Annotated in this window: 16 protein-coding genes and 1 tRNA gene; 1 reads left to right on the forward strand and 16 read right to left on the reverse strand. The window is 62.6% G+C overall.

Features of this window, described 5'->3' with window-relative positions:
* Positions 1-298: 298 nt before the first annotated feature.
* The 13 genes from NX05_RS15250 to murJ form a co-directional block, all read right to left on the reverse strand.
* Complete coding sequence (locus NX05_RS15250; protein ID WP_039435697.1) at positions 299-685, reverse strand: DUF805 domain-containing protein; 387 nt, start codon at positions 683-685, stop codon at positions 299-301.
* 423 nt (positions 686-1,108) lie between these two features.
* Entirely contained in the window at positions 1,109-2,500 is a 1,392-nt protein-coding gene (gene radA, locus NX05_RS15255) for a DNA repair protein RadA (protein WP_010365835.1), read from the reverse strand.
* Between the two features lie 224 nt (positions 2,501-2,724).
* Positions 2,725-4,605 (reverse strand): M61 family metallopeptidase, encoded by a 1,881-nt coding sequence (locus NX05_RS15260; protein WP_160113831.1) that lies wholly within the window; start codon positions 4,603-4,605, stop codon positions 2,725-2,727.
* Positions 4,606-4,774: 169 nt separating this feature from the next.
* Complete coding sequence (gene cyoD, locus NX05_RS15265) at positions 4,775-5,110, reverse strand: cytochrome o ubiquinol oxidase subunit IV (protein WP_010365831.1); 336 nt, start codon at positions 5,108-5,110, stop codon at positions 4,775-4,777.
* On the reverse strand, positions 5,110-5,742 hold the full coding sequence (cyoC, locus tag NX05_RS15270; protein WP_010380622.1) for a cytochrome o ubiquinol oxidase subunit III: 633 nt from the start codon (positions 5,740-5,742) through the stop codon (positions 5,110-5,112). The genes cyoD and cyoC overlap by 1 nt, the downstream gene beginning before the upstream one ends.
* On the reverse strand, positions 5,739-7,739 hold the full coding sequence (gene cyoB, locus NX05_RS15275; protein WP_039435700.1) for a cytochrome o ubiquinol oxidase subunit I: 2,001 nt from the start codon (positions 7,737-7,739) through the stop codon (positions 5,739-5,741). Before cyoB ends, cyoC begins: the two co-directional genes overlap by 4 nt.
* Positions 7,739-8,674, reverse strand: coding sequence for a ubiquinol oxidase subunit II (cyoA, locus tag NX05_RS15280; RefSeq protein WP_039435702.1), 936 nt, complete (start codon positions 8,672-8,674; stop codon positions 7,739-7,741). Before cyoA ends, cyoB begins: the two co-directional genes overlap by 1 nt.
* Positions 8,675-9,035: 361 nt before the next feature.
* Positions 9,036-9,111, reverse strand: a tRNA-Thr gene (locus tag NX05_RS15285).
* An 89-nt stretch (positions 9,112-9,200) separates the two neighbouring features.
* Positions 9,201-10,151, reverse strand: a complete 951-nt coding sequence (gene ispH / locus NX05_RS15290; protein WP_010365823.1) for a 4-hydroxy-3-methylbut-2-enyl diphosphate reductase — start codon at positions 10,149-10,151, stop codon at positions 9,201-9,203.
* Positions 10,152-10,217: 66 nt separating this feature from the next.
* Positions 10,218-10,736, reverse strand: coding sequence for a signal peptidase II (lspA, locus tag NX05_RS15295; protein WP_039435704.1), 519 nt, complete (start codon positions 10,734-10,736; stop codon positions 10,218-10,220).
* A 312-nt stretch (positions 10,737-11,048) separates the two neighbouring features.
* Entirely contained in the window at positions 11,049-13,880 is a 2,832-nt protein-coding gene (gene ileS / locus NX05_RS15300) for an isoleucine--tRNA ligase (protein WP_039435706.1), read from the reverse strand.
* Positions 13,877-14,878, reverse strand: coding sequence for a bifunctional riboflavin kinase/FAD synthetase (locus tag NX05_RS15305; protein WP_039435710.1), 1,002 nt, complete (start codon positions 14,876-14,878; stop codon positions 13,877-13,879). The genes ileS and NX05_RS15305 overlap by 4 nt, the downstream gene beginning before the upstream one ends.
* A 192-nt stretch (positions 14,879-15,070) precedes the next feature.
* Complete coding sequence (gene murJ, locus NX05_RS15310; protein ID WP_010365813.1) at positions 15,071-16,675, reverse strand: murein biosynthesis integral membrane protein MurJ; 1,605 nt, start codon at positions 16,673-16,675, stop codon at positions 15,071-15,073.
* 116 nt (positions 16,676-16,791) lie between these two features.
* On the opposite strand from murJ, the gene rpsT reads away from it, so the two are divergent.
* Positions 16,792-17,061: a 30S ribosomal protein S20 gene (gene rpsT, locus NX05_RS15315; RefSeq protein ID WP_003484323.1), complete on the forward strand. Its 270-nt coding sequence runs from the start codon at positions 16,792-16,794 to the stop codon at positions 17,059-17,061.
* Positions 17,062-17,152: 91 nt separating this feature from the next.
* Here the strand turns inward: rpsT and obgE are convergent, their stop codons facing one another.
* The 3 genes from obgE to rplU all read right to left on the reverse strand — a co-directional run bounded on the left by obgE (position 17,153) and on the right by rplU (position 19,031).
* Entirely contained in the window at positions 17,153-18,205 is a 1,053-nt protein-coding gene (gene obgE, locus NX05_RS15320; protein ID WP_039435714.1) for a GTPase ObgE, read from the reverse strand.
* 232 nt (positions 18,206-18,437) lie between these two features.
* Positions 18,438-18,698, reverse strand: coding sequence for a 50S ribosomal protein L27 (gene rpmA / locus NX05_RS15325; RefSeq protein WP_010365804.1), 261 nt, complete (start codon positions 18,696-18,698; stop codon positions 18,438-18,440).
* Positions 18,699-18,710: 12 nt separating this feature from the next.
* Positions 18,711-19,031, reverse strand: coding sequence for a 50S ribosomal protein L21 (rplU, locus tag NX05_RS15330; RefSeq protein WP_003484328.1), 321 nt, complete (start codon positions 19,029-19,031; stop codon positions 18,711-18,713).
* Positions 19,032-19,084 lie beyond the last annotated feature (53 nt).

A 19,084-nucleotide genomic window follows, 5' to 3' on the forward strand; every position in this document is an offset into this window, starting at 1 on the left:
GCATTGCTGCATCAGTGGATTGCTAATGCGCATGGCAGTGACGAATGACGCCACCTGCTGCGACGAGACTCCAAATTCAAACTTGCGGCGAGCACGCGGCTGCGTCGCCGTGTGCCTTTATTGTGGTCCGATGCGGACGTACCGATCTGCAAAGCGCGGCCTTACTGGCGAACGTGAGTGCAAAGCAGTGATGTTGCGCCTACACCCGCCGCCGCGCAGCAGCCCGATCCGCGTACCCCACAAACGACAAAGGCGCAGGGAATTCCCTGCGCCGTTGTTTGTTTTCATGAAACGCGAGTTACTGCTTGGGATTCTCGCCGTACTGGTTCGGGCCGGGCGTGCCTTCGATGCACATGAAAACCAGCAAGACGAACGCACCGACGTACGGCACCAGGCAGATCAAATAAAACCAGCCGGACTTGTCCTGATCGTGCAAGCGACGCACCGTCACCGCGATGCCCGGCACGATCAACGCCAACACAAAGAGCATGATCACCGCCAGGATCAGCCATGCCAGCGCGCCGGGACCATTTTCGCCGCCCATCAATGCTGCTGCGACGCCAAACAGGCCGCCAAGCACGATCAGCACCAACGTCTGCATCAGCGCGAACATCCAATATTCCTTGCGACGCGAGCGACCATTGAAGTCGGCGTAGCGCTTGAGCGGCAGCAACATCCATTCCATCGTGATTCTCCTGAAAACGGCAGTGAGCGGTGTCTGTGATCCGGTGCACAGTGCAACGGGCTGCGCATGTTGCCATAGCCGCACTCTTTCTGAAAACGCTTTCTCAACAGGCAAATGCAAATTCTGGCGATTGTCCGACAAACGGCTTGCGGGCGTCTGATCGCAAGCAACGAACGAAGGCAATCCACTGACCTCGGGGCGCCTGGAGGCGCGCCGTGTATTTCTCGCCCGCCGGTTCCGGGGATCGCCACCGCAACCGCGGTTATCAGCTAGCCGACCGATCTTCGATGACCGGACCGCAGCCGGCCGGAGCGATGCCAGTACGCCGCTGCCGACAATGGCCGAGGCAGCGCCTCGGCCATTGTCGGCAGGTTGCTGAACTCACCAATTGCAAAGTCCGCGCCGCAGCGGACCGCATAAGCGTCAGTCGGCCGCCGCTTCCAGCGCCTGGCTCAAGCGCTCCACCGCAATGATCTCCATCCCCTTGATGCTGGTGGTCTTGGGCGCATTGGCGCGCGGCACGATGGCGCGCTTGAAGCCATGCGTCGCGGCTTCCTTCAGGCGATCCTCGCCGTTAGGCACCGGGCGGATTTCGCCGGACAGCCCCACTTCGCCGAACGCGATGGTCTTTTCGGACAATGGCCGGTCGCGTAGCGACGACAGCACCGCCAGCAGCACCGGCAAATCGGCCGCGGTTTCCTGCACACGGATGCCGCCCACCACATTGACGAACACGTCCTGATCGCCCACCACGATGCCGCCATGCCGGTGCAGCACTGCCAGCAACATGGCCAGCCGGTTCTGCTCCAGCCCCACCGCCACACGACGCGGATTGGACAATGGCGACGCATCCACCAGCGCCTGCACCTCCACCATCAGCGGACGGGTGCCTTCGCGGGTGACCATCACGCAACTGCCCGGTTGCTGGGTGCTGCCGCCGGACAGGAAGATTGCCGATGGGTTGGAGACTTCCTTGAGTCCCTTCTCACCCATCGCGAACACGCCTAGCTCGTTGACTGCACCGAAGCGGTTCTTGAACGCGCGTAACAAGCGGAAGCGGCTACCACTTTCGCCTTCGAAGTACAGCACCGCATCGACCATGTGCTCGAGCACGCGCGGGCCGGCAATGCCGCCTTCCTTGGTCACATGGCCGACCAGAAACACGGCGGTGCCGGTTTCCTTGGCATAGCGCACCAGCCGCGCTGCGCTCTCGCGCACCTGACTTACCGAGCCGGGCGCTGCGGTCAGCGATTCGGTCCACAACGTCTGCACCGAGTCGGCCACGATCAGCTTAGGCCGCGCCACGCTGGCGTGCTGCAGGATGTTCTCGATACCGGTTTCGGCCAGGGCGTTCAGGCCTTCCAGCGGCAGATCCAGGCGCACCGCACGCCCGGCCACCTGGGCAAGCGATTCTTCGCCGGTGACATACAACACCGGCAACGTGGAGGCCATGCTCGCCAGCGCCTGCAGCAGCAGCGTCGACTTGCCGATGCCCGGGTCGCCGCCGATCAGCACCACCGCCCCTTCCACCAGTCCGCCGCCCAGCACCCGATCGAATTCGCCAATGCCCGTGGAGACGCGCGCCTGCTCGGACTGCTGCACGTCCTTGAGCGCAGTGATCTTGGGCGCTTCGGCCTTGCCGGCCCAGCCGCTACGCCGCGATGCTGCTGGCGATGCCTTGCCGCCCGGCGTCGCGCTTTCAAGCACGATTTCGCTCAGCGTGTTCCAGACCCCACATTCGGTGCACTGCCCCTGCCACTTGTTGTACTCGGCGCCGCACTCGCCGCAGACATAGGCCGTTTTCGCCTTCGCCATTGTTTTTGCCCATCGTTGCTGAAGCAGCAGGATAGTGGCTGACGGTCTCAGCGTGCGCGACGCAGGGCTTTGCGGCATCGGGAATCGGGAATCGGCGACGTGCTGAGGTATCGCGCAATGTTTACCAGCTGCGCTCACACAACAACGGCATGACCGGTGACGACCGGCCATGCCGCTTGGATTCCAATGATCCCACGCCGGTCAACGACGTGGGAGTGCGCCACTTAGCGCGCCTTGTACAACTCGCTCAGGCGATCCGGTTTGCCGGCGATGCGTTCCAAATGCGGATACAACAGACCGCCGTGGTAATCCAGGCGCACGGTCTCGTAGCGGTCGCCGCGCTTGACCAGCAGTTCAATCGGCGCGGTGGTGCCCTTGGCCGCCTTGATCGCATCCTTGATCACATCTGCGCTAAAGGCGCGGCCGTTGACTGCAACGATGCTATTACCATTGATGATGCCGGCATTGAACGCCGGGCTGTCCCACAACACCTCGCTGACCTCGCCCGACCCCTCCAGCGAAAGGCCCAGCGAATAGGTCAGGCTGACGTCGTTTTCGTTGCTCTCGTAGGTCTTGATGACCAGGTTCGGCTCGTCGTTGTAGACCAGCTTCCAGCCGTTGGCTTCGATACCGCCATTCAACGAGCCGTGCCCGTCCATGCGCTCGCGCAACAGGCTGGCCCAATCGTAGGCCACCACGCCGTTGAGCGTGCTCACGATGTCGTCGAAGGTGTATGGGTTGACGTCCCAATCGCCGTTCTTCATGCCGAAGAACGCCTTGGCGAAATCGTCGATGGAACGCTTGTTGTTGGTGAGCGCGCGCAGCTTGCTATCTACTTCTAGCCACATCATCTGGCCGCCGGAGTAATAGTCCTCGCTCATCTGATAGCTGCGGTACGCCTTCGACCGCCGCATCGACATGGTCGGGTCGTTGGTGGTGTCCTGCACCGTGCGCCAGGTCATACCGGGGCGGCCACGCTCATACGTTGCCGCGACGCCGGCCAGCATGTCGCGTGCCTGGTCCTGCGTCCACAGGCCTGAACGGGCAGCCACCACTTCGCCCCAGAACTGGGTCTGGCCTTCGTACAACCACAGCAGGCTGTCGCCCATCGGCACATTGAAGTTCGGCGTTGCCAGGTCGGCGCCACGGCGGTACTTGCCGTTCCAGGAGTGATTGAACTCATGCGACAGCAAATCGCGGCCGGTCCAGCTCTTGTCCCACTCGGTGAAGTAGTTCGGCGGGCCGCTATTTTCGCTGGAACGGTGATGTTCCAGGCCGATACCGCCCAGCTTCTTGGTCAGCGCCAGCAGGAATTCGTAATGGTCGAAGTGACGCGCGCCGTACAACTTGTCCATCTGCTGCACCAGCGCGGCGTGCGCCTTGATCTGCTCAGGCTTGGCCTCCAGCGATTTGGCTTCATCGGCGAACACATTGAGATAGACCGGCTGCTTGCCGGTGCTCAACTCCACGCGCTTGTAGTACTTGCCGGCGAACATCGGCGAATCGACCAGGTCGTCGAAATCGATCGGCTTGAAAGTCACCGTGTCGCCAACACGACGATCGGTTTCCAGTGCGGTGGCATAGCTCCAACCAGCAGGCAGCGTGACGCTGGCCTGCGCCTTGATGTTGCGCGCGAAATAACCGGCCGGGTACAGCGCGGTAGTGTTCCACTGCAGGTTGAGCATCTCCGGGGTCATCATCACCCGGCCCTGGTTGCCGGCCTGCGGCGAGAGGAATTTGAACTCGGCGGTCAGCTCGGTAGCGCCCTGCGGCACGTCCACCTTGAATGCATAGACATCGAACTGGTCGCGTTTCCATGGCACGACCTTGCCATCGACCTTGATCACCAGACCGGCGAGCTTGTCGATCGGCCCGGTCGGCGAATGATTGCCGGGAATCCACTGCGGGTATAGCAGCGTCATCGAGCCCGGCTTGGCCGGCATAGTGGTCTTGACCTTGAAGATGCGGTGGGCCAGATCGGTGGCATCCACGTCGATCTTCAAGGTGCCGTCGAACGGCACGTCCTGCGGCGGTGCGGTTTGCGCAGCCGCAGGCAGCGACAACGCCGCCAACAACGACATGGACAACAGGGTGGGCATTTTCATCGCAACTCCGCAGGTGACCTGGAACAGGCAAGCCCACGATGCTAAGCGCCTGCCTGTGCTTCCCCGTATGCCATTGGTCATGTTGCGGGCGATTGACCGTAAAAAAAAAGGCCGCCAATCACTTGGCGGCCTCTTCTTCAACATTGCTGCGATCCGGCGTAGCGCCGTCTCAATGCATCATGTTGACGTTCATGTTGTGCAGCACCCACAGCGAGCCGACGATCACGATGCCAATGATCAGCAGCGAGAACAAGCCCACCTGCACGTTGGAACGCTGCTCCGGGGTGCGGTCCATATGCAGGAAGTACACCATGTGCACCAACATCTGCACCGCGGCCATGACCGAGATCACGACGACAGTGACGCCCTTGGAGAACGCGCCGCTCATCACCATCGCAAACGGGATGACGGTGAGGATCACGGCCATCACAAAGCCGATCAGGTAGGACTTCAACCCGCCGGCGTGTGCGTCGGCAGCGGTTTCGGTGTGGTGGTGATTGGCCATTACAACGCTCCCAGCAGATAGACGACGGTAAACACACCGATCCAGATGATGTCCAGGAAGTGCCAGAACAGGCTCAGGCAGGCCAGACGCGTGCTGTTGCGCGCGGTCAGACCGTTCTTGGAGATCTGGATCACCAGCACCGCCATCCACAGCAGGCCGGAGGCCACGTGCAGACCGTGCGTGCCCACCAGGGTGAAGAACGCCGACAGGAACGCACTGCGGCTCGGGCCGGCACCTTCATGGATCAGGTGGTTGAACTCCCAGACTTCCATGCATAAGAAGCCGATACCCAGCAGCGCGGTGACGGCCAGCCAGCCGTACAGGCCGCCCATCTTGCGCTTGTGCGCGGCAATCATCGCGAAGCCGAAGCTCAAGCTGCTGAACAACAGCAGGAAGGTTTCCACCAGCACGAACTTCAGGTCGAACAGCTCTTTGGCAGTCGGCCCGTCCACCGTGGCCCCGGAGAGCACCGCATAGGTGGCGAACAGACCGGCAAACAGCAGGCAGTCGCTCATCAGATAGACCCAGAACCCGAAGACGGTGTTGCCACCGCCGTCGTGATGCTCGTGGTCGTGATCGTGGCCGCCCGCGTGGGCGGCGTGGTCAAGCGTGGTCGAGGAAGCCATGGTCATACCACCTTCGCGGCCTGCGCCGCCTGTTGCTGTTCGAGCAGGGCGAAACGTGCGTTTTCGATGCGCTCCACTTCGTCGGCCGGCACCCAGTAATCGATGTCGTCATCGAACGTACGTGCGATGAAGCTGCCGATCATGCCCACCAGGCCGATGATGGCCAGCCACCAGATGTGCCAGATCAGACCGAAGCCCAGCAGCACACTGAAGGCACCGATGTAGACGCCTGCGCCGGTGTTACGCGGCATGTGGATCGCTTCATACTTGGACGGACGCACCCAGCCCTTGCCATTCTGTTTGTCGGCCCAGAACTGGTCGCGGTCGTCGATGTGCGGCAGCACGGCGAAGTTGTAGAACGGCGGCGGCGACGAGGTTGCCCACTCCAGCGTACGGCCATCCCACGGATCGCCGGTGTAATCCATGTGCTCCTTGCGCTTCCACACGCTGTAACCGATCTGCACCAGGTTCAAGAAGATACCCATGCCGATGATTGCAGCACCCACCGCAGCCACGTACAGCCACGGCGCCCACTCGGGGTGGTTGTAGGTGTTCATGCGACGGGTCATGCCCATGAAGCCGAGCACATACAGAGGCATGAAGGCCACGAAGAAACCAATGATCCAGCACCAGAACGATGCCTTGCCCAGCTTTTCGTTGAGCTTGAAGCCGAACGCCTTCGGGAACCAGTAGGTCAGACCTGCCAGGTAACCGAACACCACGCCGCCAATGATCACGTTATGGAAGTGCGCAATCAGGAACAGGCTGTTGTGCAGCACGAAGTCCACGGCCGGAATCGCCAGCATCACGCCGGTCATGCCGCCGATGGTGAAGGTGATGATGAAGCCCATCGTCCACAGCACCGGCGCGGTCATGTGCACGCGACCGCGGAACATGGTGAACAGCCAGTTGAAGATTTTCACGCCGGTCGGAATCGAGATGATCATCGTCGTGATGCCGAAGAAGGCATTGACGTTGGCACCCGAGCCCATGGTGAAGAAGTGGTGCAACCACACCACGAACGACAGCACGCCGATGCACGAGGTGGCGTAGACCATCGAGGTGTAGCCGAACAGACGCTTGCGGCTATAGGTCGCAATCAACTCGGAGAAAATACCGAACGCCGGCAGGATCAGGATGTAGACCTCCGGGTGACCCCAGATCCAGATCAGGTTGACGTACATCATGGCGTTGCCGCCACCGTGGTTGGTAAAGAAGTGCGTACCCAGGTAACGGTCGGCACCCAGTAGCGCCAGCGCCACGGTCAGGATCGGGAACGCGGCAATGATCAGGATGTTGGTGATCAGCGCGGTCCAGGTGAAGATCGGCATGCGCATCAGGGTCATGCCCGGTGTGCGCATCCGCATGATCGTCACGAAGAAGTTGATGCCGGTCAGCAACGTGCCTAAACCGGACACCTGCAACGCCCAGATGTAGTAATCGACACCGACCCCTGGACTGTATTCCAGCCCGGACAACGGCGGATACGCCAACCAACCGGTCTGCGCGAATTCACCGACACCCAGCGAGATGTTGATCAGCGCCGCACCGGCCACGAACAGCCAGAAGCTCAGCGAGTTCAAGAACGGAAACGCCACGTCGCGTGCGCCGATCTGCAGCGGCACGATCAGGTTCAACAGGCCCGTCATGAACGGCATGGCCATGAAGAAGATCATGATCACGCCATGCGCGGTAAAGATCTGGTCGTAGTGATGCGGAGGAAACACGCCTTCGCCACCGTTGCCGACCAGCGCCTGCTGGGTGCGCATCATCGCCGCGTCGGCAAAACCGCGCAGCAGCATGACCAGCGCCACGATGATGTACATCACGCCGATGCGCTTGTGATCCACCGAGGTGAACCACTCTTTCCAGAGATAGCCCCACAGCTTGTACTTGGTGATGGCGCCCGCGATGAGCAGGCCGAGCAGGCCGGCACCACCCAGTGCGACCATAATGATCGGCTCGTGGTACGGAACTGCCTCGATGGTGAGTTTGCCTAGCATCACTTGTCTCCAGAAGTGCACATGGCGACCGGCTCTGTCGCCGATGCCTGATGGTCGCCGTGGCCTTTACTGTGGCCCGGACCATTCATGTATTTTTCGACCAGCGAGCGGAACATGCCGTCCTGCACCGACGAGTAGTAGGTGACCGGATACTGTTCCTTGTCGTTGCGATTGGCTGCCAGCACCTGGTACTCGGCAGCGTTCAACGTGGTCGGCGAGGCCTTGACCTTGGCCACCCACGCAGCGAAGCCGGCCTGATCGGTGGCATGCGCCTTGAAGCTCATCTTCGAAAAGCCGTGGCCGCTGTAGTTGGTGGACAGGCCGAAGTATTCGCCCGGCTCGTTGGCCACCAGATGCAGCTTGGTTTCCATGCCTGCCATCGCGTAGATCATGGTGCCCAGGTGCGGAATGAAGAACGAGTTCATCACCGTGTCGGAGGTGATCTTGAAGTTCAGCGGCGTGTGCACCGGGAACGCGATCTCGTTGACAGTGGCGATGTTCTGGTCGGGATAAATGAACATCCACTTCCAGTCCAGCGATACCGCTTCGATGGTGATCGGCTTGAGGTCCGAATCCAGCGGCCGGTACGGGTCCAGCGCGTGCGACGAGCGCCAGGTCAGCACCGCCAGCACCAGGATGATCACGCACGGGATCGACCACACCACCACTTCGATGGCGGTGGAGTGCGACCAATCCGGCTCATAGCGCGCCTTGGTGTTGGATGCGCGATATTTCCACGCGAACGCAATCGTCATCACGATCACCGGGATGACCACGATCAGCATCAGCACCACCGAGGTGATCAGCAGTTGCTTTTCGTCGTGGCCAATCTGGCCTTTCGGATTGAGGATGGCCGAGTTGCAGCCTGCCAGCAGCAGGAAGGGCAACATCAGACCTGGACGAAGTAAACGCCCGAGCTGTTTCAGCGGAATCATCGGTCGATCCAAGTGCGAAGGAACGCCAGCCTCGTTCGTCGTATCCGTCCTGGGATGTTCCCGACGCAGCTGTCTTCCTAGAGGAGATGCACTGCGCAGACCGAAGACACGGGTTAGCGCAGTAATTTTAGTCTTTGCTGCACCTGCACGAAACCCATTGGCAATGATCTGACGCAATAAAAGCGCGCCAATTTGTGCGACATGTTGTCGCAGCGCAGCGCGAGGCAAGAAATGCACCGTTGCGTTCGCAAGGGGGGCAGGCCTGCAAGCGTGCAATGCATGCGAGAACTACGTGAAACGCCACGTTTTCAACGCTTCAAAACGCAACTGGGCCGGCATACGCCGACCCAGTCTTGGAGCGTGGTGCCGGAAATAGGAATCGAACCTACGACCTACGCATTACGAATGCGCCGCTCTACCAACTGAGCTATTCCGGCTAGCCGTGAATTGTAGGAGCGCAGCGGCATCCGGGTCAATCACTGCAAGCGCCGCGTCTTGCCTGCACCGTCGTGCCGGAGCCGGCGCGTCAGCTGACCAGACGCAACCGCAGTTCCTTGGGCAGTGCGAACACCATCGATTCCGGCTCGCCTTCCAGCTCGGAGACGCCATTGGCGCCCAGTTCGCGCAACCGCGCCAGCACGCCATCGACCAGCACCTGCGGCGCAGAGGCACCGGCGGTCAGACCGATATGCTGCTTGCCGACGATCCAGGCCGGGTCGATCTCGCTGGCGTTATCGATCAGGTAGGACTCCACACCGTCACGCCGGGCCAGTTCACTCAGCCGGTTGGAATTGGAGCTGTTCGGCGAACCCACCACCAGCACCAGATCACACTGGCGCGCCAGATCGCGCACCGCGTCCTGGCGGTTCTGGGTGGCGTAGCAGATGTCGTCGTGGCGCGGCCCCTGCATTGCCGGGTAGCGCGCACGCAAGGCCTCGATGATCCCCATGGTGTCGTCCACCGACAGCGTGGTCTGGGTGGTGTAGGCAAGATTTTCGGGCTGGCGGACATCGAGCGTGGCGACCTGCTCGATGTCTTCGACCAGGTAGATCGTGCCCGGGCCGCGTTCGCGGCTCCACTGCCCCATCGTGCCCTCCACTTCCGGGTGCCCGGCATGGCCGATCAGCACCACGTCGCGGCCGGCCCGGCAATGCCGCGCCACCTCGAAATGCACCTTGGTCACCAGCGGGCAGGTGGCGTCGAACACCTTCAATCCACGGCGCTCGGCTTCCAGCCGCACCGCCTGCGAGACGCCGTGCGCGCTGAAGATCACCGTGGCATCGTCGGGCACCTCGTCGAGTTCTTCGACGAAGATCGCGCCGCGCTGCTTGAGGTCGTCGACGACGAAGCGGTTGTGCACGACCTCGTGGCGCACATAGATCGGCGCGCCCAGCGTTTCGATCGCACGCTTGACGATCTCGATCGCACGGTCGACACCGGCACAAAAACCACGGGGATTGGCGAGCAGGACATCCATGGCGGGCATTCTACGGGAATGGGGAACGAGGGGTCGGAGCTGGCGGCAGTCGCTAGCAGGCAGGCTTCAGCGCAGATTCCCGGTTCCCGACTCCTGCTTGCCGGATTTGTCGAACAGGCCGAACACGGCGATGCCGATCGCCCCGCCCACGATTGCCGAGTCGGCAATGTTGAACGACGGCCAGGTGTGGCTACCGATGTACCACTGGATGAAATCCACCACGTGGCCATGCATCAGCCGGTCGATCACGTTGCCGATCGCCCCGCCGATCACCAGCGCATACGGCAGCGCGCTGCGCCAATGCCCGCGCGCGGTGCGCGAGAGCCAGAACGCCAGCAGGCCGCTGATACCCATCGCCAACGCGCTGAAGAACCACAACTGCCAGCCGCCGGCATCGCTCAAGAAGCTGAAGGCCGCGCCGGTGTTGTAGGTGCGGTACCAGTTCCAGAAACCGTCGATCACCGGCACCGGGGTGTACTCGGGCAGGCTGGACAGCACCCAGGCCTTGCTCCATTGGTCCAGGCCGACCACCAGCGCGGACAGCAGCAGCCAGATCAGGGCGGAGGGTTTGGGTCGTTGACTCATGTCGGAAGATCGCAATTAGTGGCCACTGCTCCGATGCCGGGAGAAGATGCCTGGATGGAGGTTGTGACCGGAATGGCGGAAAACATGACGAAGACTGTCGCGCAGACAGGCGAGGATGGCACGGACGGTTCAACGAACAGTCCTGCCCAGCCCCACAACGTGCCCCAAGCTTCAGAAAAGCCAGACGCATGCGCATAGCTGCGGCACCCGCTTCGCAGCAGCCCAGACTACCAGCCGGATGAAGACGGACTGCGCCAGGGCGAGACGACCACAGTGCGCGGCGATCGCTGCCACGCACTGCCGCGCACGGCATCAGAACCAGCGACGCTGCTCGCCGGGGCCTTCGATATTGCTGACGCAGCGGCTGCACAGTTCCGGGTGACGCGGGTCGCTGCCCACGCTGGCCTGGTGGTGCCAGCAGCGCACGCACTTGGCCTTGGTCGTGGGCCGCGCGCTGACGAAAATGTCGTCAGTGCTGGCAGCGGTCACGGTGACGTCGCCACTGATGAACAAAAAGCGCAGCTCCTCGGCAAGCGGCTGCCAGCGCGCGGCAGTCTGCGCGTCGGCAGCCACGGTGATCTCCGCTTCCAGCGCCGCGCCGATCGCGCCATTGGCACGCATCGGCTCCAGCACCTTAGCCACCTGCTCGCGCACGATCAACAACTTATCGAAATCTGCACTGGTCAACGCGGCATCGGCCGGTAACGGTGCGAGGCCGTCGTACCAGGTGGCGAACAGCACGTTGTCGACGTGCTTGCCCGGTAGATAGCCCCACAGTTCTTCGGCGGTGAAGCTCAACACCGGCGCGATCCAGCGCACGAACGCCTCGGCCACGTGATACATCGCGCTCTGCGCCGAACGGCGGCCGCGCGCATCTTCGGCCATCGTGTACAGGCGGTCCTTGGTGACGTCCAGGTACAGCGAACCCAGATCGACGCTGCAGAAATTCAGCAGCGCCTGCACGATCTCGGCAAAGTCGTAGCGCGCGTACGCGGCCACGATCTTTTCCTGCAGCTCATGGGCGCGATGCACGATCCAGCGGTCCAGCAGCACCATCTCGTCCAGCGCCACCAGATGCTGCAGCGGATCGAAGCCATGCAGATTGCCGAGCAAGAAGCGCGCGGTATTGCGCAAGCGGCGATACGCATCGGCATTGCGCTTGAGGATCTCCTGCGACAGCGACATCTCGTTGCTGTAGTCGGCCGAGGCGATCCACAGGCGCAGGATGTCCGCGCCCAGGGTCTTCATGATGTCCTGCGGCTCGATGCCGTTGCCCAGCGACTTGGACATCTTGCGGCCGTGCTCGTCCACAGTGAAACCGTGGGTGAGGCACTGCTTGTACGGCGCCGCCTTGTCCATCGCCACGCCGCTCAGCAGCGACGACTGAAACCAGCCGCGGTGCTGGTCGGAACCTTCCAGATACAGGTCGGCCGGCTTGGGCAGGCCACGATCCGGAAGCACCGCTTCATGCGTCACGCCGGAGTCGAACCACACATCCAGGATGTCGGTGATCTTGTCGTAATCGGCCGCTTCATCGCCCAGCAGTTCGGCTGCGTCCAGCGTGTACCAGACATCGACGCCGCCCTGCTCCACCCGATCGGCGACGTGGCGCAACAACTCGGTGCTGCGCGGATGCGGTTCGCCGGTTTCGCGATGGACGAACAAGGCGATCGGCACGCCCCAGGTGCGCTGACGCGAGATGGTCCAATCCGGGCGTCCGTCGACCATGCCGGCGATACGCGCCTGGCCCCACGACGGATACCAATGCACGCTTTCGATGGCCTTCAGCGCATCGGCGCGCAGATTGGCCTGCTCCATCGAGATGAACCACTGCGGCGTGGCACGGAACGCAATCGGCGTCTTGTGCCGCCAGCAATGCGGATAGCTGTGCTCCATCTTGCTGGCCGCCAGCAGCACACCGGTGTCGCGCAGCGCCTCGATGATGACGTCGTTGGCTTTCCAGATATGCACGCCAGCCAGCACGGTGTCGCCCAGCGGCGGAGTGGACGGCAGATACACGCCGCGCCCGTCGACCGGGTTGATCTGCGCAGCGCCATAGCGCTCCAGCAGACCGTATTGCTTGGAGACCTGGTAGTCCTCCTGGCCGTGACCCGGTGCGGTATGCACCGCGCCGGTACCATCTTCGGCCGACACGTGATCGCCCAGCAGCAGCGGGATCTCGCGTTCGGCATAGAACGGGTGGTTCAGCAGCATCTGCTCCAGCGCAGCGCCCTTGGCGTGGCCATGCACCACCACGTCGTCCACGCCGTAACGGGCCAGCGCCTTGGCAGCGAGCGCTTCGGCGATCACCAGCCAGCGCGGCTGGTTGCGATCGGCCGGACCTTCGACCAGCACATAGTCGAGCTCTGCGCCCAGGCTCACCGCCAGCGACGCCGGCAGTGTCCACGGCGTGGTGGTCCAGATTGGCACCGCCACGCCCACGCCCGCCGGCAGGCTCGCGCCAAATGCGGCAGCGACTGCGCCCGGATCGCGCGCCGGGTAAGCGATATCCACCGTCGGCGACACTTTGTCGGCGTATTCGATCTCGGCCTCGGCCAATGCCGAACCGCAATCGAAACACCAATGCACCGGCTTGACGCCGCGGGTCAGATGGCCGTTATCGACCACCTTGGCCAGCGCGCGAATTTCGTTCGCTTCGAAACGGAAATCCAGCGTCTTGTACGGGTTGTCCCAATCGCCGATCACACCCAGGCGCTTGAAATCGCGCCGCTGCAGATCGATCTGCTCGGCCGCGTATTCGCGGCACTTCTGGCGGAATTCGGCCGCATCGAGCTTGACGCCGACCTTGCCGTATTTCTTTTCGATCGCGATCTCGATCGGCAGGCCGTGGCAGTCCCAGCCGGGGATATACGGCGCATCGAAGCCAGCCAGATACTTCGACTTGACGATGATGTCCTTGAGGATCTTGTTGACCGCATGGCCCAGGTGGATCTGGCCATTGGCATACGGCGGGCCGTCGTGCAGCACGAACAGCGGCCGTCCGGCGGCATTGGCACGCAGTTGCGCGTAGAAGCCCTCGCGCTCCCAGCGCTCCAGCATCGCCGGCTCGCGCTTGGGCAGGTCGCCGCGCATCGGAAATTCCGTCGCAGGCAGATGAAGAGTGGCTTTGTAGTCTTGGGTCACAGGAATCTACCGTTGCGCTGAATTTCTTGAGAAGGACTCGCGGTCCTTACGGGTTGTTGCTGAGAATTCGCCTGTGCCGCCAACACCTCACGCGCCTGTCCGGCATCGCGATGCATCTGCACGGTCAGCGCCTGCAGGCCATCGAATTTTTCTTCGTCGCGCAGCTTGGCGACGAATTCGACGTCGATGTGCCGGCCATACAGATCGCCCTGGAAATCGAACAGGTGCGCTTCCAGCAGCGGCTCCACACCGGCCACCGTTGGACGCGTGCCAAAGCTCGAGACCGACGGCCAGGGCGTCTTGGCCACGCCATGCACCCAGGTCGCATAGATTCCCGACAAGGCCGGCGTGCGCGGAAAGCGCAAGTTGGCAGTGGGATAACCCAAGCTGCGACCAAGCTGTTTGCCGCGCACGACCCGCCCACCGATGGCGTACGGGCGACCAAGCAAGTCGCCGGCGTGGGCGAATTCGCCCGCAACCAGCAGTTCGCGAATGCGCGTTGCCGAAATCCGCTCGCCGTGCAGATGCACCGGGGCGATCTCGCCGGCCACAAAGCCATGTTGTTCGCCAAGCATATGCAGCAGGCGGATGTCGCCACCGCGCCGATGGCCGAAGCGGAACTCCGGACCGATCCAGACTTCGCGCGCACACAACCGGCCGACCAGCGCCAGGCATACGAAATCTTCCGCGCTCATCTTCGACAGGCGGCCATCGAAACGGATCATGCCCACGCTGTCGGCGCCGAACCCGTACAAGCCTTCGATCTTGGCGCGTGCCAGGGTCAGACGCGGCGGCGGCGCGGCGGGCGCGAAGAACTCACGCGGCAGCGGCTCGAAGCTCACCGCCACTGCCGGCACACCGAGCGCGCGCGCGCGCGCCACGGCGTGTTGCACCAGCGTCCGATGCCCCAGGTGCAGGCCATCAAAGGCGCCGATGCAGACCACGCTTCCGTGCGGGAACAGCGTCCCGCCCTCGACGTCTCTAAACAGCGTGCTCATTCCTCGATCCAAACAAATGCCGGCCAGCCGGCCGACCCTCGTTGCTACATAACCTGCAAGTATAGCCGGGCCTGTCAAGCCGCATGGGCACGCACTTGGGCGCGGCAGCGCCCGATTGATCGCCATGCGATTGGCTGCCCGAGACCCTGTAGCGCGGGCGGCCTTGCACGTCCACTCCTGTTCGGCAGTTGCCTAGCCTTCGCGCAGATGCCGCGGCCGCAGCCCCAGTGCCAGCTGCGCGACCAGATAGGCCGCCCCACCACTGCCCACCAGTACCGCAAGCCAACCGATGCGGTCCCATTTCCCCATCTGCGTAAACGACGGCAGCCACCACAGCAAACTCAACAGCACCGCCACCATCGCCGCACACGCCAGCAGCAGACGCAGCACATAGCCGCTCCAGCCCGGCCGGCGCTGATACACGCCGGACTTACCCAGCCAGTACCACAGCAATCCCAGGTTGAGATAACTCGACAGTGCACTGGCGATCCCCAGCGCCAGATGCAGGCCTGGCTGCTTGCCCATCGCCTGCATCACACCCTGCGCCTTGAGCTCGGGCGGCACCATGATCTGGTAGACCACCGCCAGCAACGCGAAGTTGAACACCATGTTGGCGATCAGCGCCGCGACACCTGCACGCACCGGGGTGCGGGTGTCCTGGCGCGCGTAGAAGGCCGGCAGCAGCACTTTGATCATGGCGTAGGCCGGCAAGCCAAAGCTCAACCCGTAGACCGACATCGCGGTCATGCGCGTATCGAACGCGGTGAATTGGCGGTACTGGAACAACGTCGCCACCAACGGCTCGGCCAGCAGCAACAAGCCCAGCATGGCCGGCATCGCAATCAGCAAGGTGGTGCGGAAGCCCCAATCCAGCGCGCCGGAGAAGGCAGCGCGGTCGGTCTTGACGTGATGGCGGGCCAGCGCCGGCAGGATCACCGTGCCAAGTGCCACGCCGAACACACCCAGCGGCAATTCCAGGAAACGGTCGGCCAGCGACAGCCACGATTGCGAGCCATCGGCCAGCTTGGCCGCGATGACGGTGTCCAGCAGCAGGTTGATCTGCGCAATAGACGAGCCGAACAAGGTTGGGATCATCAAGGTCAGCACCTTGCGCACGCCTGGATGACGCCAGCCCCAGCGCGGCAGGGTCAACAGGTTGATGCCTTTCAGCGAAGGCAGCTGGAACAACAACTGCAGCATGCCCGCCGCCAGTACCGCCCAGCCCAGTGCAAGGATCTGCTTTTCCGGCGTACCGCCCAATCGCGGCGCCAGCCACACGGCGCCGGCGATCATGCACAGGTTGAGGATCACCGGGGTCAGCGCCGGCATCGCGAACTTTTGAAAACTGTTCAACGCCCCGCCCGCCAGCGCGGTTAACGAAACGAACAGCAGAAACGGGAAGGTCAGCCGGAACAGATCCACCAGTAGGCCGTGTTTGGCTGGATCGGTGCCCACGCCACTGGAGAACAGCGTGGCAAGCTGCGGCGCGAAGATCAGTGCCAGTGCAGTGACAAGCAGCAGCGCTCCGCCCAGGGTGCCCGCTACGCGCGCCATCAACTCGCGCAACTCGGCATGGGGACGGGTTTCCTTGACCTCGGTGAACACCGGCACGAAGGCGGTGGCGAACGAGCCTTCGGCAAACAGCCGGCGCAAGAAATTGGGGACCCGGAAGGCCACCCAGAACGCATCGGTCACCGCATTGGTGCCGAAGGTGGTGGTGATGACCTGGTCGCGAACCAGCCCCAGCACCCGTGAAACCATGGTCATACTGCTAAATGAGAGTAGGCCTCTCAACATGCCGGGCTTACTCACGCTGCATCCCTCTTGACAACTGACTTGACGTACATATCTGGGTCCATCATACTTTCGCGCTTGCTTTTTCCACCATACCGATTTTTCAGGAACCCACCACCGTGGCCAATATCAAGTCCGCCAAGAAGCGCGCCAAGCAGACCATTGTGCGCAATGAGCGCAACACCGGTCAGCGTTCGATGCTGCGCACCGCCGTCAAGAAGGTGATCAAGGCCCTTGACGCCAACGATGCTGCAGGCGCCGAAGCTGCTTTCGCCGTTGCTCAGCCCATCCTCGACCGTTTCAGCGCCCGTGGCCTGATTCACAAGAACAAGGCTGCGCGTCACAAGAGCCGCCTGACCGCTCGCATCAAGGCCATCAAGGCCGCGTAAGCGATCAGTTGGTGCGTTGCCGGAAGCCTGGCTTCCTGCAATACAGAAAAACCCGGCCTTGGCCGGGTTTTTTGTGTGTATGCGCCTGTACTTAGCCCGCATTGCGCGCTTCGAGCTCGTCTTCGCGCTGGCGGTCGAAGAACGCCATGACGTCCTTCATGATCGGGAACGTGCCATCGCGCCCAAGGGCGGAGACCAGGTACCACGGCGCCATCCAGCCCAGCTCGGCCACGATGGTTTCTGCAGCGGCACGCGCCTCGTCTTCAAACATCAGGTCGGCCTTGTTGAGCACCAGCCATCGCGGCTTCTTCAGCAGCTCGGGATCATGCCGTTCCAGCTCACGCTCGATGGTGCGCACCTGCTCGGCCGGCGACACGCCTTCCACGCCACCGTCCATCGGAGCAATATCCACCAGATGCAGCAGCAGGCGGGTGCGCTGCAGATGGCGCAGGAACTGCGTACCCAGGCCGGCGCCGTCGGCAGCGCCTTCGATCAGGCCCGGCACGTCGGCGATGACGAAGCTGCGGTACGCCTCGACACTGACCACGCCCAGATTCGGGTACAGGGTCGTGAACGGGTAATCGGCCACCTTCGGCGTTGCCGATGACACCGCGCGAATCAAGGTGCTCTTACCAGCATTCGGGAAGCCCAGCAGGCCAACGTCAGCCAGCAGCTTCAACTCCAGCTTGAGCAGGCGCTCCTCGCCCTCTTCACCGGTGGTGGACTGGCGCGGTGCGCGGTTGACCGAACTCTTGAAATGCATGTTGCCCAGGCCGCCCTTGCCGCCCTTGGCCACCAGCAAGCGGTCGCCGTGCTGAGTCAGGTCGCCGATGACTTCGTCGGTCTGCACGTTCATCACCACGGTACCGACCGGCACCACGATGATGCGATCTTCGCCGCCCTTGCCGTAGGCCTGACGGCCCATGCCGTTCTCGCCGCGCTGCGCCTTGAAGGTGCGCTCATGGCGGAAATCGACCAGCGTGTTGACGTTCTCGTCGGCCACGATCCAGACGCTGCCGCCGCTACCGCCATCGCCACCATCAGGCCCGCCGAGCGGGATGAACTTCTCGCGGCGAAAGCCGACACAGCCGTTGCCGCCATTGCCGGCGGTGACCAGAATTTCTGCTTCGTCGACTAACTTCATGAGATTTGGGATTCGTAATTTGGAATTGGTAACACCACCGCAGCACGCCGCTTGGCAGCTGCGGGAAAGCAGGAAGCGACGGCATCGGAACGTATCGGAATCCGCAGTTGCGAATCCCGAATCCCGAATCCCCACTCCCGGCTCTCAAACAAAAAACCCCGCCGAAGCGGGGCTTTCCGTCTCGTTCGCAGGGCATTGCTGCCTAGCGAACTGGCCTGCATGGAGCGGGCGATTACGCCTCGGCAACCACGCTGACGGTGCGACGCTTCTTCGCACCCTTGACCGAGAACTCCACCTTGCCGTCCACCAGGGCGAACAGGGTGTGGTCACGGCCGAGGCCGACGCCGGCGCCCGGATGGAACTGGGTGCCGCGCTGACGCACGATGATGTTGCCGGCGTCGATGGCTTGGCCACCGAAGATCTTCACGCCGAGGTACTTCGGGTTCGAATCGCGACCGTTGCGCGAGGAACCTACGCCCTTTTTATGTGCCATGACTGGTTCTCCTTACTTCTTGTCGCCACCGGCGATGCCGGTGATCTCGATTTCGGTGTAATGCTGACGGTGTCCCTGGCGCTTCATGTGGTGCTTGCGGCGACGGAACTTGATGATGCGCACCTTGTCGGCGCGGCCGTGGGCCACAACCTTGGCGGTGACCGAGGCGCCCTTCAGCGCATCGCCCAGCTTGATGCCATCGCTATCGCCCAGCATCAGGATGGTGTCGAACTTGATCTCGTTGCCAGCTTCGACTTCGAGCTTTTCCACGCGGAGCGTTTCGCCCTGCGCGACGCGGTACTGCTTACCGCCGGTTACCAAAACTGCGTACATGACCAGGTTTTCCTCTGTAGTTATTATGGTCGCACTGCCATGCCCTAGGGCAA

The sequence above is a fragment of the Xanthomonas vasicola genome, assembly GCF_000772705.2.
GTDB classification, from domain to species: domain Bacteria; phylum Pseudomonadota; class Gammaproteobacteria; order Xanthomonadales; family Xanthomonadaceae; genus Xanthomonas; species Xanthomonas vasicola.

Bases quoted from the DNA above. Each gene is read 5' to 3' on its own strand.
- NX05_RS15250 (WP_039435697.1), bottom strand. From the start codon at position 685: ATGGAATGGATGTTGCTGCCGCTCAAGCGCTACGCCGACTTCAATGGT.
- radA (WP_010365835.1), bottom strand. From the start codon at position 2,500: ATGGCGAAGGCGAAAACGGCCTATGTCTGCGGCGAGTGCGGCGCCGAG.
- NX05_RS15260 (WP_160113831.1), bottom strand. From the start codon at position 4,605: ATGAAAATGCCCACCCTGTTGTCCATGTCGTTGTTGGCGGCGTTGTCG.
- cyoD (WP_010365831.1), bottom strand. From the start codon at position 5,110: ATGGCCAATCACCACCACACCGAAACCGCTGCCGACGCACACGCCGGC.
- cyoC (WP_010380622.1), bottom strand. From the start codon at position 5,742: ATGACCATGGCTTCCTCGACCACGCTTGACCACGCCGCCCACGCGGGC.
- cyoB (WP_039435700.1), bottom strand. From the start codon at position 7,739: ATGCTAGGCAAACTCACCATCGAGGCAGTTCCGTACCACGAGCCGATC.
- cyoA (WP_039435702.1), bottom strand. From the start codon at position 8,674: ATGATTCCGCTGAAACAGCTCGGGCGTTTACTTCGTCCAGGTCTGATG.
- ispH (WP_010365823.1), bottom strand. From the start codon at position 10,151: ATGGATGTCCTGCTCGCCAATCCCCGTGGTTTTTGTGCCGGTGTCGAC.
- lspA (WP_039435704.1), bottom strand. From the start codon at position 10,736: ATGAGTCAACGACCCAAACCCTCCGCCCTGATCTGGCTGCTGCTGTCC.
- NX05_RS15305 (WP_039435710.1), bottom strand. From the start codon at position 14,878: ATGAGCACGCTGTTTAGAGACGTCGAGGGCGGGACGCTGTTCCCGCAC.
- murJ (WP_010365813.1), bottom strand. From the start codon at position 16,675: ATGTTGAGAGGCCTACTCTCATTTAGCAGTATGACCATGGTTTCACGG.
- obgE (WP_039435714.1), bottom strand. From the start codon at position 18,205: ATGAAGTTAGTCGACGAAGCAGAAATTCTGGTCACCGCCGGCAATGGC.
- rpmA (WP_010365804.1), bottom strand. From the start codon at position 18,698: ATGGCACATAAAAAGGGCGTAGGTTCCTCGCGCAACGGTCGCGATTCG.
- rplU (WP_003484328.1), bottom strand. From the start codon at position 19,031: ATGTACGCAGTTTTGGTAACCGGCGGTAAGCAGTACCGCGTCGCGCAG.